Annotated in this window: 13 protein-coding genes; 4 read left to right on the top strand and 9 right to left on the bottom strand. The window is 64.2% G+C overall.

The features are described from left to right. The first annotated feature begins 15 nt into the window (after positions 1-15). Complete coding sequence (locus tag AC1D1L_RS23235) at positions 16-1,194, top strand: CaiB/BaiF CoA transferase family protein (RefSeq protein WP_477343788.1); 1,179 nt, start codon at positions 16-18, stop codon at positions 1,192-1,194. Next, positions 1,191-2,042 (top strand): citryl-CoA lyase, encoded by an 852-nt coding sequence (locus AC1D1L_RS23230; RefSeq protein ID WP_477343787.1) that lies wholly within the window; start codon positions 1,191-1,193, stop codon positions 2,040-2,042. Before AC1D1L_RS23235 ends, AC1D1L_RS23230 begins: the two co-directional genes overlap by 4 nt. Positions 2,043-2,045: 3 nt before the next feature. Here the strand turns inward: AC1D1L_RS23230 and AC1D1L_RS23225 are convergent, their stop codons facing one another. Then, on the bottom strand, positions 2,046-2,522 hold the full coding sequence (locus AC1D1L_RS23225) for an NUDIX hydrolase (protein WP_477343786.1): 477 nt from the start codon (positions 2,520-2,522) through the stop codon (positions 2,046-2,048). Positions 2,523-2,645: 123 nt separating this feature from the next. After that, positions 2,646-2,918 (bottom strand): hypothetical protein, encoded by a 273-nt coding sequence (locus AC1D1L_RS23220; protein ID WP_192259130.1) that lies wholly within the window; start codon positions 2,916-2,918, stop codon positions 2,646-2,648. 225 nt (positions 2,919-3,143) lie between these two features. Between AC1D1L_RS23220 and AC1D1L_RS23215 the strand changes: the two genes are divergently transcribed. After that, positions 3,144-3,722, top strand: coding sequence for an invasion associated locus B family protein (locus tag AC1D1L_RS23215; protein ID WP_477343785.1), 579 nt, complete (start codon positions 3,144-3,146; stop codon positions 3,720-3,722). An 8-nt stretch (positions 3,723-3,730) separates the two neighbouring features. Here the strand turns inward: AC1D1L_RS23215 and AC1D1L_RS23210 are convergent, their stop codons facing one another. The 7 genes from AC1D1L_RS23210 to AC1D1L_RS23180 all read right to left on the bottom strand — a co-directional run bounded on the left by AC1D1L_RS23210 (position 3,731) and on the right by AC1D1L_RS23180 (position 11,921). Next, on the bottom strand, positions 3,731-4,423 hold the full coding sequence (locus AC1D1L_RS23210) for a response regulator transcription factor (protein ID WP_192259127.1): 693 nt from the start codon (positions 4,421-4,423) through the stop codon (positions 3,731-3,733). Then, a complete protein-coding gene (locus AC1D1L_RS23205; RefSeq protein ID WP_477343784.1) occupies positions 4,420-7,146 on the bottom strand; it encodes a DUF4118 domain-containing protein in 2,727 nt (908 codons plus the stop codon). The genes AC1D1L_RS23210 and AC1D1L_RS23205 overlap by 4 nt, the downstream gene beginning before the upstream one ends. A 67-nt stretch (positions 7,147-7,213) precedes the next feature. Then, complete coding sequence (gene kdpC / locus AC1D1L_RS23200; RefSeq protein WP_112562623.1) at positions 7,214-7,777, bottom strand: potassium-transporting ATPase subunit KdpC; 564 nt, start codon at positions 7,775-7,777, stop codon at positions 7,214-7,216. A gap of 12 nt (positions 7,778-7,789) precedes the next feature. Continuing rightward, positions 7,790-9,883, bottom strand: a complete 2,094-nt coding sequence (kdpB, locus tag AC1D1L_RS23195; protein WP_477343783.1) for a potassium-transporting ATPase subunit KdpB — start codon at positions 9,881-9,883, stop codon at positions 7,790-7,792. After that, positions 9,880-10,095: a hypothetical protein gene (locus tag AC1D1L_RS23190; RefSeq protein ID WP_477343782.1), complete on the bottom strand. Its 216-nt coding sequence runs from the start codon at positions 10,093-10,095 to the stop codon at positions 9,880-9,882. Before AC1D1L_RS23190 ends, kdpB begins: the two co-directional genes overlap by 4 nt. Positions 10,096-10,103: 8 nt before the next feature. Beyond that, a complete protein-coding gene (gene kdpA / locus AC1D1L_RS23185; protein WP_477343781.1) occupies positions 10,104-11,807 on the bottom strand; it encodes a potassium-transporting ATPase subunit KdpA in 1,704 nt (567 codons plus the stop codon). A 24-nt stretch (positions 11,808-11,831) separates the two neighbouring features. Then, complete coding sequence (locus AC1D1L_RS23180; RefSeq protein WP_023669708.1) at positions 11,832-11,921, bottom strand: K(+)-transporting ATPase subunit F; 90 nt, start codon at positions 11,919-11,921, stop codon at positions 11,832-11,834. A gap of 403 nt (positions 11,922-12,324) precedes the next feature. On the opposite strand from AC1D1L_RS23180, the gene AC1D1L_RS23175 reads away from it, so the two are divergent. Next, complete coding sequence (locus AC1D1L_RS23175) at positions 12,325-14,130, top strand: NAD(P)-binding domain-containing protein (RefSeq protein ID WP_477343780.1); 1,806 nt, start codon at positions 12,325-12,327, stop codon at positions 14,128-14,130. The last annotated feature ends 101 nt before the right edge of the window (positions 14,131-14,231 follow it).

Genomic DNA, 14,231 nt, shown 5'->3' with positions numbered 1-14,231 from the left:
GCGATCTGGAGCATCATGACCGATCTGCTTGCCGGCATCCGTGTTCTCGACCTGACCAATGTGCTGGCCGGGCCTTACTGCGCCTACCAGCTGGCGTTGCTCGGCGCCGACGTCATCAAGGTCGAGGCGCCGCAAGGCGGCGATCTGGCGCGCCAACTCGGCGCCTCGCCGGCGCTCAACAAAGCCGGCATGGGCGCATCGTTCCTGGCGCAGAACGCCGGCAAACGATCGGTGGTTCTCGATCTCAAGAGCGAAGCCGATCGCGAGCGTTTCCTCGATCTGGTCGCCTCGGCCGACGCGCTGGTCGAGAATTTTCGTCCCGGCGTGATGGAGCGCCTTGGGCTCGGCTATGAGAAGCTGAAAGAGGTTCGCCCCGGTCTCGTCTATTGCGCCATATCGGGGTTCGGCCAGACCGGGCCGATGCGCGACAATCCGGCCTACGACCAGATCATCCAGGGGCTTTCCGGCATTATGAGCGTCACCGGCACGCCGGAGACCGCACCCTTGCGGGTCGGTTATCCCGTCGCCGACACGTTGGGTGGACTGGTCGGGGCGTTTGCCATTGCCGCAGCACTTGTGAAGCAGAAGACCTCAGGCGAGGGCGCGTTTCTCGATGTCTCGATGCTCGAATGCACGCTGTCGGCGCTCGGCTGGCCGGTGTCCAACTACCTGACGGCCGGGGTCGAGCCAAAGCCAATGGGCAACGAGAACATGACGGCGGCGCCCTCCGGTGCATTCCGCACCGGCGACGGCCTGCTCAACATCGCCGCCAACAAGCAGGAACAGTTCGTCACGCTCTGCCAGCTGATCGGCCAGCCGGGGCTGGCATCGGACCCGCGCTTTGCCGAACGCGAGACCCGCAAGCAGAACCGCGCGGTGCTGAAGGCGCTGATCGAGACGGCTCTGGCCAGCGCCTCGGCCGCCGCCTGGGAAGAAAAGTTCAACCGCGCCGGCGTGCCGGCGGGCCGGGTGCTGACCATCCCGCAGGTGCTGGGCGAGCGCCAGGTGACTGAGCGCGACATGACCACCCGCTTCCGGGGCCTGCCCGGCATGGAGCAGCCGCTAACCGTCGTGCGCGGCGGCTTCATGGTCGATGGCGCGGCACCTTTGCCGGTCCTGCCGCCGCCTGTGCTTGGCGAACACATGGACGAGGTTTTTTCCGCCCTGCCGCCGCGCACCAGGAGAAGCGCGTGAGCGAGCTTGAGAAAAAAACCGGCCGCGAGCGCGGTGAGGAATGGTGGCAGACCGGCATCATCGAGATGAGCCCGGGCACCATCCGGCTGCGCGGCTATGAAATCCAGGATTTGATCGGCCGCGTCAGCTTTCCGGCTGTCATCTGGCTGATGCTGCGCGGCGAACTGCCAAGCGAGGACCAGGCGGCGCTGCTTGGCATTGCGCTGGGTGCAGCCGTCGACCACGGGCCGCAGGCGCCGTCGATCGCCATTGCCCGCATGGCCATCACCTGTGGCGTCGGCATCAACAGCGCCATGGCCTCGGCCGTCAACGTGCTGGGCGACGTGCATGGCGGCGCGGGCGAACAGGCGCTGTCCTTCTACGGCGACATTGCCGTGGCGCTAGACCAGGGCGCGATGCTCAGCGAAGCCGTATCGGCGCGGCTCGATCGCTTCTTCGCCGAGGAGAAGGGCTATGTGCCGGGGTTTGGCCACCGCTTCCATCCGATCGATCCGCGCGCGCCGCGGCTGATCGAGGTGACCCGCGATTTTGCCGCGCGCGGCGTCGTCAGCGGACGCTTCGCCGACATCGCCGAGGCTGTCGAGGCGGAGGTGGCGCGGCGCAAGCGCAAGAAGATACCGCTCAACATCGACGGCGCCACCGCCGTCATCTATGGCGAACTCGGCTTTCCGCCGCCGCTGACGCGCGGCCTGTTCGTGTTGTCGCGCTCGGTCGGCATCCTGGCGCATGCCTGGGAGCAGTCGCAGCAGAGCGACCGCAACAAGGGGCCGCTGCCGCGCGAATGGCTGTGGGCCTATACAGGCACGCCCGTGCGGCCGTTTCCCGCTGAAGGCGACAAGGGCAAGTGAGGCTCAGGCCGGGTCTGGCGCCGCTGGCTGCGTGGTCGCCAGGTTTGCCATCAATGTCGAAAGATCGGGCTCATCGATGAGCAATGCCGCGTCTTGCGGCTTGAGCCAGGCGCGCTGGCGGCTCTTGGCCTCTTGCCAGTTGGCCAGTTCCTCGGACACTTCGAGCAGGTAGACGACGACGTCGACGCGGACGAAACTGTTTTCCAATCGTTTCCAGTAGGAATAGCTGCCGGCCGGCGCCTTGCGGGTCCTGCCGAGCACGCCCGCCTCTTCGCGTGCTTCGATGGTGGCGGCCTTGCGCCCGCTCTTGCCTTTCATCGGCCAGCCCTTGGGCACGATGAAGCGCTTCGTTGTGCGCGACGTCACCAGCATCACTTCGAAATTACCGTCAGCGTCCAGGCGAAAGGGTATGGCGGCGACCTGGCGAATCCGCTCACCTCGCCTTGCCTTGCGCACCGCCTTTTTCTTCGTCGTCGCCATTTGCTGATAACCCGGTCGACGAGCGCACCGCCGCACGCCGCCTGCAAACCCCAAAAAATGCCCGCGAGGCAATGAAGCATTTTTATTAGATAAGTCGACTAAGTAAATCGCAAGCGACCGATATCAACGGCAAACACGCACAATCTGGTTGCCGACGATCTGAATTGGGCAAGCTTGCCTGACGACCGGCACTTCAGGGCGCGGCTGCGGCACGATCCGGCGGTCCTGGTCGCGATATTGCTGCTGCTGTTGCTGGAACTGCTGGCGCTGCAGGCTGTTGCGCAACTGCTGCAGCTCGTTCTGCTGGATCAGCCGGTTTGTGCCGGGATTGACGGCCTGCGCCGAGGCAGATTGCACCATGCCCGGCAGCGTCACCGCCGCCAGCATCGCCGACATCAGAATTGTCGATAGACGAAGCGTCGACATTCGTTCATTCCCGCACAGACATAGCCTTCCTTCTATATAGGGCGTTCGTCCCGATCTGCCATGGTTGCGAAATCGGCGGAGCCAGTGGCGGATGCGACCTGCCCGCACTTGACAGAAAAGATCGATTGAACGCTCTATCGGGCGCGGTCCTTGAGCTCAATGGCGGCTGGCTCGAGGCACAATCGGGAGATATTGATGAAAAGCAGGCAAGTATATTTCGCAGCGCTACTGGGCAGCGTCTGTATTCTCGGCCCGGCGGCGGTCGCCGCGCAGACCAAGACCGACAAGGCAGCACCTGCCGCCGCTGCCGCTGGCCCGACACTGCCTGGCGGCGCGTCGGCGCTGTCCGAAACTCATGGCGAATGGACAGTCAATTGCCAGATAACGGGGACCAATAAGGCCTGCAGCCTGTCGCATCAGCAGTTCAACAAGCAAACCAACCAGCGCCTTCTGGCAATAGAGCTGTCGAGCAAGAGCGGCGAGGACGCGGCCGGAACGCTGGCGCTGCCATTCGGTCTGGCGCTGGCCAAGGGCGTCAGCCTGACCATCGACGACCAGAAGCTGGATGGCAGCCTGCCGTTCAACACCTGCCAGGCCGTCGGTTGCCTGGTGCCGGTGGCGTTCGATGCCAGCGTCATACCACTGCTCAAGGCAGGGACGACGCTGAAGATCGACGCCTTCGCGGCCGACACCGGGCAAGCGGTGAGCTTTACCATCCCGCTCAACGGCTTCGGCGGCGCACTGACCCGGACCGCGGAATTGTCAGCTGACTGAGCGCCCGGTCACTCGACCTCGCGCAGCCGATACCCCACGCCGGTCTCGGTGGTGATGTAGCGCGGCTGGTCGGGCGATTTTTCGATCTTCTGCCGGAGCTGGCGGACATAGACCCTGAGATACTGCACGTCGGTGGAATCGCCCCACACCTGCTTCAGCAGGAAATGGTGGGTGAGAACCTTGCCGGCGTGCTGCACCAGAATACGCAATATGTCGTATTCCTTCGGCGAGAGTTTTACCTCCTTGCCCTCGACCTTGACGATGCGCTTGACTAGGTCGACGCTGAGATCGCCGGTGTGGAAGACCGGTTTCTCGCCCTGCTGCTGGAATTTGTGGCGCAGCGCCACGCGGATGCGGGCGACCAGCTCGTTCATGCCGAACGGTTTGGTGATGTAATCGTCGGCGCCCAGTTCCAGTGCGGCGACGATGCCGGCCTCGTCGGTGCGGCTGGACAGGATGACCACGGGGACGTCGAGCCCGTCGTCGCGCCATTTGCGCAAGAGATCGAGGCCGCCCATGCCGGGCAGGCCGAGATCGAGCAGGATCAGATCCGGCTTTTGCGTATCGACGATCTCGATCGCGGCCCTGGCGTTGGGCGCCTCGCTGACCGCATAGCCCTGGCTGCCGAGGCCGACGCGCAGCAGTTTGCGGATCGGCGGCTCGTCATCGACCACCAATATGCTGACGTTGGAATTTGTCATGCCAGATCACCAGATGTTTGCCCGTCCGCGCTGATGCCGGGCGATTGTGCCGGCCTCGGCATGCGGATGGTGAAGACCGCGCCCGTGCGGTCGCTGCGGTTCGCCGCCGTGATCGTGCCGCCCATCGCCTCGATGAAGCCGCGGCAGATCGACAGGCCGAGCCCGGTGCCGGCCTGGACCTGGTCGCGTTTGCGCACCCGGTAGAAGCTGTCGAAGATCCGCTCCAGGTCGGCGGGTGGAATGCCCGGTCCTTCATCCATGACCTGCAGCACGACGGAGCCATTGTCGACCCAGCCCTGCACGCGGATGGTCGACCCCGGCGGCGCGTATTTTGCGGCATTGTCGAGAAGGTTGAACAGCGCCTGCTCGAACAGGACGGGGTCGAGCTTCAGCATCGGCAGATCGGCCGGAATATCGACTTCGGTCTTGTGTCCGGCAATGATCTTGCGCGCCCGCTGCAAGGCCGACCCGACGACATCGCCGACATAGTGAAGAGCGAAATTCGGCTCCATGGCGCCGGACTCGATCTTGGTCATGTCGAGCAGGTTGGCGATGAAGCGGTTCAGCCGCTCCGATTCGTCGAGCACGGTGGTCAGCAGCTCGGCGCGATCGCTCTCGGGCAATGAGGGCGCGTATTCCCGCAGCGTGCCGGCCGCGCCCATGATGGCCGCAAGCGGCGTCTTCAGATCATGGGAGATCGAGGTCAGCAGCGCCGAGCGCAGCCGGTCGGCCTCGGCCGCCAGATTGGCGCGGTCGACATCGGCGACCAACTGAATGCGCTCGATGGCGACCGCCGCCTGGTCGGCCAGTGCGTCGAGCAGGCGCTGCTGCTCAGGCGTCAGCAGCGGCCCTTGCTTGTCGTTGTCGAGGCCTACGACGCCGATGGCGGTGCGGCCTGTCCGCAAGGGCAGATAGAGGCGCTTGGCGCCGGGCAGCGTGTCGGCGCCACGGCCGGCGGCACGGTTGTGCTCCCAGGCCCAGCGGGCGGCGGCGATGTCGGCCTCGGCCAGTGTGTCGTCGGGTGGATAGCCGGCCTTGACGGTGATCGTGCCATCTTCAGGCAAAAGCAGCACCACGCGCAGCTTCAGCATCGAGGCGATCTGGAAGGCCGTGGCCCACAGCACGTCGTCAAGCGTGCCGGCGCCGGCAAGCTTCTTGGAGAAGAGGTAGATATCCTCCGTCGCCCGGGCGCGTGAGCGGGCAGCGACCGCCTGGCGCTGCACGCGCGCCGTCAGGTTGCTGGCGATGACGGCAACGACAAGGAAGACGGCGAGCGCGACAATGCTCTCCGGATCCCGGATGGTGAGCGTGTAGCGCGGCTCGAGGAAAAAAAAGTTGAAGGCAACGGCGCTGGCCACACAGGCATATAGAGCCGGCCACAGACCACCGGCCACCGCCGATGTCAGCACGCCGATGAGAAAGATGATCGCAAGATTGCGGACGTCGAGAAACTGGTCGAGCAGGGCGGCGAAACCGAGCGAGCCGGCAACGAAGGCCGTCGCCTTGAGATAGGGCCAGACATCGAACTGCCATTGCTCGTCCGCTGCCTTGACGTTCCGCGAGGCCGCCTCGTTGCCGCGCTCGGTTCCCGAAATGACATGGACGCTGATGTCGCCGGCATTGCGGATGAGATCGTAGGTGAGCGAGCCTTCGATCAGCTCGCGCCAGCGCGACCGGGTTGGCCTGCCGATGACGATGTGGGTAAAATTGTTGGCCGTCGCGTGGCGGACGATGTCCTGGGCAACGTTCTGGCCCGGAATGGTCGTCACCTCGGCGCCGAGTTGCTCAGCCAGGCGCAGCAGCGTCGCCAGCCGGTCCTTGTCCTCCTCGGACATGGTGGCCGAACGCGGCGTGTCGACGTGGAGTGCCGTCCACGGAGCGCGCAGCCGGTCGGCCAGCCGGCGCGCATAGCGGATGCGGGAGGCTCCGCCCGGACGCGAGTCTACGCAGACAAGTACCCTTTCGCCGGCCGCCCACGGACCCTGGATGGCATGCGACTGCATGTGGTTGAGCAACTGCTCATCGACGCGCTGGGCGGTGCGGCGCAGCGCCAGTTCGCGAAGCGCCGTCAGATTGCCGGGCGAGAAATAGTTTTCGACCGCGCGTTGGGCGGTGTTGGGGAAATAGACCTTGCCTTCCTTCAACCGCTTGATCAGGTCGTCGGGGGTGAGATCGATGATCTCGATGTCGTCAGCCTGGTCGATGATGGAGTCGGGAACCGTCTCGCGCACTCGTACGCGAGTGATCTGCGCTACGACGTCGTTCAGGCTCTCGACATGCTGGATGTTGAGCGTGGTGTAGACGTCGATGCCGCGGGTCAGGAATTCCTGGACATCGAGATAGCGCTTGGGGTGGCGGCTGCCGGGCGCATTGGTGTGGGCGAGCTCGTCGACAAGCACCAGCGCCGGACGGCGGGCGAGGATGGCGTCGATGTCCATCTCGTCCAGCACGCGGTCCTTGTAGCTGACCTTCTGGCGCGGGATGACCTCGTAGCCTTCGACCAGCGCCTGGGTTTCCTTGCGGCCGTGGGTTTCGACGATGCCGATCACCACGTCGACGCCGTCGGCAAGCCTGGCGCGACCGGCCATTAGCATTTCGTAGGTCTTGCCGACACCGGGGGCGGCACCGAGAAATATCCGCAAACGGCCGCGCTCTTCCCGTTCCGCATGCTCAAGCAGCGCGTCCGGAGAGGGTCTGGTGTCGTTGCTTCTGTCGTCCAGCATCAGGCTCGATCATGAACGGCGCCGGGGATGCTGTCGATCCCCGGCGCTAGGCTTCAAAGACTGTCTCTCACTTGGTATCGTCCAGCGCCAGGTTGAGCGCCAGCACATTGACGACCGGTTCGCCGAGGAAGCCGAGTTCGCGGCCTTCGACATGGCTGTCGACAAGGGCCTTGACCTTAGCTTCGTCGAAGCCCCTGGCCTTGGCCACCCTGGCGACCTGGAAGTAGGCGGCCTCGGGGCTGATGTCGGGGTCGAGGCCGCTGCCGGAGGTCGTCACCAGATCCATCGGCACCGGCTGGTTCGGATTCTCCGCCTTCAGTTTGTCGGCATCGCCCTTGATGCGGTCGATCAGCTTGGGGTTGGTCGGGCCGAGGTTGGAGCCGCTGGAGGCGGCGGCGTTGTAGCCGTCGCCTGCAGCCGAAGGGCGGCCATGGAAATATTTGTCGCCGGCAAAGCCCTGGCCGATCAGCTCGGAACCGATAACCTTGCCGTCCTTTTCGATTAGGCTGCCATTGGCCTGGTGCGGAAACAGCGCCTGGGCGATTCCGGTCATCCCCAGGGGATAGATCAGGCCGGTCAGGACAGTGAAGAAGACGATCATGATGATCGCGGGTCGTATCTGGGTGAGCATGGATGTGTTTCCTTAAGCGAGGCCGAGGCCGGTGACGATCATGTCGATCGCCTTGATGCCGACGAAGGGGACGATGATGCCGCCGAGGCCGTAGACCAGCAGGTTGCGGCTGAGCAGCGCGCCGGCGCCGATCGCGCGATACTTGACGCCTTTCAGCGACAGCGGGATCAGCGCGATGATGATCAGCGCGTTGAAGATGATGGCCGACAGGATGGCGCTTTGCGGTGTCGCCAGATGCATGATGTTGAGCGCCTGCAGCGGGCCGGTGGTTTGTCCCGGCGCGACGTAGAAGACGGCGAACATCGCCGGGATGATGGCGAAGTATTTGGCGACGTCGTTGGCGATCGAGAAGGTCGTCAGTGAGCCACGCGTCATCAGCAGCGCCTTGCCGATCTCGACGATCTCGATCAGCTTGGTCGGGTCAGAGTCGAGGTCGACCATGTTGCCGGCCTCGCGGGCGGCGACCGTGCCGGTGTTCATGGCGACGCCGACATCGGCCTGGGCAAGGGCGGGTGCGTCGTTGGTGCCGTCGCCGCACATGGCGACCAGCTTGCCCTTGGCCTGTTCGTCGCGGATCAGCTTCAGCTTGTCCTCCGGCGTTGCCTGGGCAAGGAAGTCGTCGACGCCGGCTTCCGCCGCGATCGCCGCCGCCGTCATCGGATTGTCGCCGGTGATCATCACGGTGCGGATGCCCATCTTGCGCAGTTCGGCGAAACGCTCGCGAATGCCGCCCTTGACGATGTCCTTGAGGTGGACGACGCCGAGCAGGCGGCCGTCACGCTCGACCGCCAGCGGTGTGCCGCCCGACTTGGCGATCTCATCGGCGATCGTCTGGAGATCCTTGACGGTGTCGCTGCCGGGGCGCACGCCATGGGTGGCCGATGTCGACTGGTTGACATAGGCAAGAACCGAATCGACGGCGCCCTTGCGCACCGACGAGCCATCGACATCGACGCCGCTCATGCGGGTCTGGGCGGTGAAGGGCACGAAGGTGGCATGCAATGTCGCCATGTCACGGGCGCGTATGCCGTATTTCTCCTTGGCCAGCACGACGATCGAGCGTCCCTCAGGCGTCTCGTCGGCGAGCGAAGCGAGCTGCGCCGCATCGGCCAGTTCCTGTTCGGTGACACCCTTGACCGGGCGGAACTCGGTCGCCTGGCGGTTGCCGAGCGTGATGGTGCCGGTCTTGTCGAGCAGCAGGGTGTCGACGTCGCCGGCGGCTTCCACGGCACGACCCGACATGGCCAGCACGTTGAAGCGCACCAGGCGGTCCATGCCGGCAATGCCGATGGCCGACAGCAGGGCGCCGATGGTGGTCGGGATCAAGGTGACAAACAGCGCCACCAACACGGTCACCGAGATATAGCCGCCGGAATAGGAGGCAAAGCTCGGGATCGTCGCGGTGGCGAGCACGAAGATCAGCGTCATGCCGACGAGCAGGATGTTGAGCGCGATTTCATTCGGCGTCTTCTGGCGGGCAGCACCCTCGACCAGCGAGATCATGCGGTCGAGGAAGGTGTGGCCGGAAGCGGCTGATATGCGCACGCGGATCCAGTCGGACAGAACCTGGGTGCCGCCGGTGACCGCCGAACGGTCGCCGCCGGATTCGCGGATGACGGGGGCGGACTCGCCGGTGATCGCCGCTTCGTTGACAGAAGCCACGCCTTCGATCACTTCGCCGTCGGACGGGATGATGTCGCCGGCTTCGACCAGCACGATGTCGCCGACCTTCAGGCTGGTGCCGGGCACCAGCTTGAATTTGGAGCGGTCCTCGCCGGCAAGCAGCTTGGCCTGCGTCTCGGTGCGCGCCTTGCGCAGCGAGTCGGCCTGCGCCTTGCCGCGGCCTTCGGCAACGGCTTCGGCGAAGTTGGCGAACAGCACGGTGAACCACAGCCAGATGATGATCTGCAGGGTGAAGCCGAAATCGCCGCCACCAGTGAAGCGATCCCTGACGAACAGGACCGTGGTCAGCAGTGAGACGATGGCGACGACGAACATTACCGGGTTCTTGATCAAGGTGCGCGGGTCGAGTTTCCTGAAGGCGCCGCCGATGGCGGGCCACAGTATGCGGGCATCCATGATGACCGCGGATTTGGACTGGCTCATTTGGTGGCTCCAGTATCTGGAATGTTGGCCGGCACCGATCGATCGGATGCCGAGAAAAGGTGCGGCGGCCCGTAGGCCAGCAGCCAGATCACGATCATGACTGCCGCGATGCCGAGAAAGGTGGACACGCTGGGGAAGGGAGGGGGAGTTTCCTCTCCCTCGGTGCCGGCTCGCGGCCGGCCCTTCCTGCGCTTGGGGTTGAACCAGGACATCACCAGCCTCAGAAGGTCTGTCCGTTGATGGCAGCCAGGTGCTCGACGATCGGTCCGATCGCCAGTGCCGGGAAGAAGGTCAGGCCGACGACGATCAGAATGACGCCGACGAGCAGGCCGACGAACAGCGGACCATCGGTCGGGAAGGTGCCGGCGGAAGCAGGTACCGTCTTCTTCGCCACCAGCGAGCCTGCAATGGCGAGCGCCGGGATGATGACGAAGAAGCGACCCACCCACATGGTGATGCCAAGCGTGATGTTGTACCAGGGCGTGTTGCCGGAAAGGCCGCCAAAGGCCGAGCCGTTGTTGGCCGCCGCCGAGGTGTAGGCATAGAGAACCTCGGAGAAGCCGTGCGGCCCGCCATTGGCCATGGAGGCCACGGCGCTTGGCAGCACGACCGCGATGGCGGTGAAGGTCAGCATCGCCAGCGGCAGGCACAGGATGGCGAGCATCGCCATCTTGACCTCCTTGGCCTCGATCTTCTTGCCGAGATATTCGGGCGTGCGGCCGACCATCAGGCCGGCAACGAAGACGGCGACGATGATGAACATCATGATGCCGTAGAAGCCGGCGCCGACGCCGCCGACGATGACCTCGCCGAGCTGCATGTTGACCATCGGGATCAAGCCGCCGATCGCGGTGAAGCTGTCATGCATGGCGTTGACCGCGCCGCAGGAGGCGGACGTGGTGATGACGGCGAACAGCGCGGAAAGGGCGATGCCGAAGCGGCTCTCCTTGCCTTCCATGTTGCCGCCGTCGATGCCGAGCGCGTGAACCAGCGGATTGCCTGCGGCTTCGGCCCAGTAGCAGATGGCGACGCCGGCGATGAACAGCACGCCCATTGTGGCCAGGATCGCCCAGCCCTGGCGCTGGTTGCCGACCATGCGACCGAAGACGTTGGTCAGCGCCGCGCCCAGCGCGAAGATCGTCACCATCTGGATCAGGTTGGAGATAGCATCCGGGTTTTCGAAGGGATGCGCGGCATTGGCGTTGAAGAAGCCGCCGCCATTGGTGCCGAGCATCTTGATGGCGACCTGCGAGGCAACGGGGCCGAGCGCCAGCGTCTGCTTGGCGCCTTCCAGCGTGGTGGCGTCGACATATGGCCCGAGCGTCTGCGGCATGCCGAGCCAGACATAGACGAGGGTGAGCATGATGCAGAGCGGCAGCAGGATGTAGAGCGTGCAGCGGGTCATATCGACCCAGAAATTGCCGATCGACTTGACCGAGTGCCGGGCGAAGCCGCGGATCAGCGCCACCGCAATGGCGACGCCGACAGCCGCCGACATGAAGTTCTGCATGGTCAGGCCGGCCATCTGCACAAGATAGGACATCGTGCTTTCGCCGCCGTAATTCTGCCAGTTGGTGTTGGTGACGAAGCTGACGGCGGTGTTGAAGGCGAGGTTGGGTTCGACAGCGGTCATGCCCGCCGGATTGTAAGGCAGCACGCCTTGCAGGCGCTGCAGAAAGTACAGCACCAGGAAGCTGGCGAGACTGAAGAAGATGATGCCTGCCGAATAGGTCGTCCAGTGCTGCTCCTCGCGTTCACTGGTTCCCGATATGCGATAAAGGCCGCGTTCAACCGGGCCAAGTATGGGCGAGAGAAAGGTGCGATCGCCGTTGAAGACGCGATACATGTAGCCGCCGAGCGGCTTCACCAGCAAAACGACGATCCCGCAATAGACGAGGATCTGTATCCATCCGTTGAGAGTCATGAGAATAGCTTTCCGTGCCTTGCGTCAGAAGCGTTCTGGGCGAACGAGTGCGTATGTCAGGTAGACGAGCAGGAACAAGGTCACGCCGCCACCGAGGATGTAATCGACAAGCATGATGTGATCCTTCCGCTTAAAGAGCGTCGCAGGCTTTGATGTAGGCGAGGGAAAGAGCGAAAAACAAAACGTCGATTCCGATGACGACAATGTCCATTGTGTTGGTCCTTGCTTCTGCTGTATTTGGCGCCAGCGACTGGCGAGCCCGAAATTCCATGAAAACGATCCGCCGTACCTCGATCGGCCACGGCGGTCGGAGCGTTTTGCTCGGAATGGAATATGGACCCGATCGCCATAAAGGTTCGAGACGGGCCGCGGAGGAAAGATATAAAATTCCTATAAAGATTTCGCGCCAGCAGGCTCGATTCCGGGTCGCTCAAAAACCGATGTCTTGATATTGCGGCCCCCCTTGCGGCGGCGCCGTCTTTCGAAACAATGAGAGCGCAAAACAAGGGAAGAAAAGATGCTCGACATGGCCCCATCGAAACAGGCGGCGACATGGCTTTCCGCCCTTGCGCGCGCGCTGGAAGCGGACGACATCGAGGCCGCCGCCAACCTGTTCGTCGAGGACTGCTACTGGCGCGATCTTCTGACCTTCACCTGGAACATCACGACCATGGAAGGCCGCGACGCCATCCGTGACATGCTGCAGGCAACGCTGGCGACGGTGAAGCCGTCACACTGGACCTTGTCTGGCGAAGCGACGTCGGACGAGGGCACCGTCGAGGCCTGGTTCAGCTTCGAAACGTCTGTTGCGCGCGGCGAAGGGATCTTGCGCCTCAAGGAGGGCCGCTGTCGGACGCTGTTCACGGCGATGCGCGAGCTCAAGGGGTTCGAGGAACAAAAGGGTCCGGCGCGGCCGCTCGGTATTCGTCACAAGGCCGATCCGGCGCGGGAGACCTGGGCGGAGGTGCGGGCACGCGAGGCGCGCGACCTCGGCGCCACCGTGCAGCCCTACTGCCTGGTCATCGGCGGCGGCCAGGGCGGCATCATGCTCGGCGCGCGGCTGCGGCAGCTCGGCGTGCCCACCATCATCATCGAGAAGAATGCGCGCCCCGGCGATTCCTGGCGCAACCGCTACCGCTCGCTCGTGCTGCATGACCCGGTCTGGTACGACCATCTGCCCTACATTCCATTCCCCGAGAACTGGCCGGTGTTCACGCCCAAGGACAAGATGGGCGACTGGCTGGAAATGTATACCAGGGTGATGGAGCTCAATTACTGGGTCGCCACCAGATGCGTCAGCGCCAGCTATGACGAGGCCGAGCAGGTGTGGACGGTCGTGGTCGACCGCGTCGGCCGGCACATCACGCTGAAGCCGAAGCACGTCGTCTTTGCCACCGGCGCTTACGGGCCACCTCGGAAGATCGCGCTGCCCGGCGCCGAGACTTTCAAGGGCGAGCTCTTGCATTCCAGCCAGTATGCGAGCGGCGAGAAATTCCGCGGCAAAAAGGTCGCGGTCATCGGCGCGGCAAGCTCCGGCCATGACGTCAGCGTCGACCTCTGGGAGAGCGGCGCCGACGTCACCATGATCCAACGTTCACCGACGACGGTGGTGAAGTCCGACACGCTGATGGAAGTCGGTTTCGAAATCTTTTCCGAGAAGGCCCTGGCGCGCGGCATCACCACCGACAAGGCCGACATGATCGTCGCCTCGACGCCGTTCGCGCTGGTGCCCAAGGGCCAGCGGGACCTCTACGAGGTGATCAAGGAACGCGACGCGGCGTTCTACGACCGGCTGCGCGCTTCAGGCTTCGCCATCGATTTCGGCGACGACGAGACCGGGCTGTTGATGAAGGCCTACCGCACCGGCTCCGGCTACTACATCGATGTCGGCGCCTGCGAGTTGATCATCAACGGCGAGATCAAGGTGAAAAGCGGCGTCGGTATCAAATCGCTGACACCGACCGGCATTGCCTTCGACGACGGCAGCGAGTTGGCGGTCGATGCGATCATCTCGTGCACCGGCTATCAGTCGATGAACGAGACGGTGGCGGCGATCGTCTCGCGCGAGGTCGCCGACAAGGTCGGGCCATGCTGGGGCCTCGGCTCCGGCGTCAAGGGCGATCCCGGCCCATGGCAGGGCGAGCTGCGCAACATGTGGAAGCCGACGGCGCAGGAGGCGCTGTGGTTCCACGGCGGCAACCTGGCGCTGTCGCGGTTCTATTCGAAATATGTGGCGCTGCAGATCAAGGCGCGGATGGAGGGGATTGAAACGCCAGTTTATGGGGCGGTGAGTAATGCGGGCGCTGCTGATCTCCCCCCTTGAGGGGGAGATGTCGCCGAAGGCGCCAGAGGGGGTCGCCGCGCGTGGAGCGCTGACCTTCATCCGCCGCAAGCAGATCGCGTCCGGTCGAACCGACCCCCTCT

Source organism: Mesorhizobium sp. P2_D6 (assembly GCF_056404315.1).
Note: the sequence above shows the minus strand (reverse complement) of the source record. Positions and strands in the feature narration are given on the sequence as shown.

Bases quoted from the DNA above. Each gene is read 5' to 3' on its own strand.
- AC1D1L_RS23220 (WP_192259130.1), bottom strand. From the start codon at position 2,918: ATGTCGGCGATGCTGGCGGCGGTGACGCTGCCGGGCATGGTGCAATCT.
- kdpA (WP_477343781.1), bottom strand. From the start codon at position 11,807: ATGACTCTCAACGGATGGATACAGATCCTCGTCTATTGCGGGATCGTC.
- AC1D1L_RS23190 (WP_477343782.1), bottom strand. From the start codon at position 10,095: ATGTCCTGGTTCAACCCCAAGCGCAGGAAGGGCCGGCCGCGAGCCGGC.
- AC1D1L_RS23225 (WP_477343786.1), bottom strand. From the start codon at position 2,522: ATGGCGACGACGAAGAAAAAGGCGGTGCGCAAGGCAAGGCGAGGTGAG.
- AC1D1L_RS23215 (WP_477343785.1), top strand. From the start codon at position 3,144: ATGAAAAGCAGGCAAGTATATTTCGCAGCGCTACTGGGCAGCGTCTGT.
- AC1D1L_RS23235 (WP_477343788.1), top strand. From the start codon at position 16: ATGACCGATCTGCTTGCCGGCATCCGTGTTCTCGACCTGACCAATGTG.
- AC1D1L_RS23175 (WP_477343780.1), top strand. From the start codon at position 12,325: ATGCTCGACATGGCCCCATCGAAACAGGCGGCGACATGGCTTTCCGCC.
- kdpC (WP_112562623.1), bottom strand. From the start codon at position 7,777: ATGCTCACCCAGATACGACCCGCGATCATCATGATCGTCTTCTTCACT.
- kdpB (WP_477343783.1), bottom strand. From the start codon at position 9,883: ATGAGCCAGTCCAAATCCGCGGTCATCATGGATGCCCGCATACTGTGG.
- AC1D1L_RS23180 (WP_023669708.1), bottom strand. From the start codon at position 11,921: ATGCTTGTCGATTACATCCTCGGTGGCGGCGTGACCTTGTTCCTGCTC.
- AC1D1L_RS23205 (WP_477343784.1), bottom strand. From the start codon at position 7,146: ATGCTGGACGACAGAAGCAACGACACCAGACCCTCTCCGGACGCGCTG.
- AC1D1L_RS23210 (WP_192259127.1), bottom strand. From the start codon at position 4,423: ATGACAAATTCCAACGTCAGCATATTGGTGGTCGATGACGAGCCGCCG.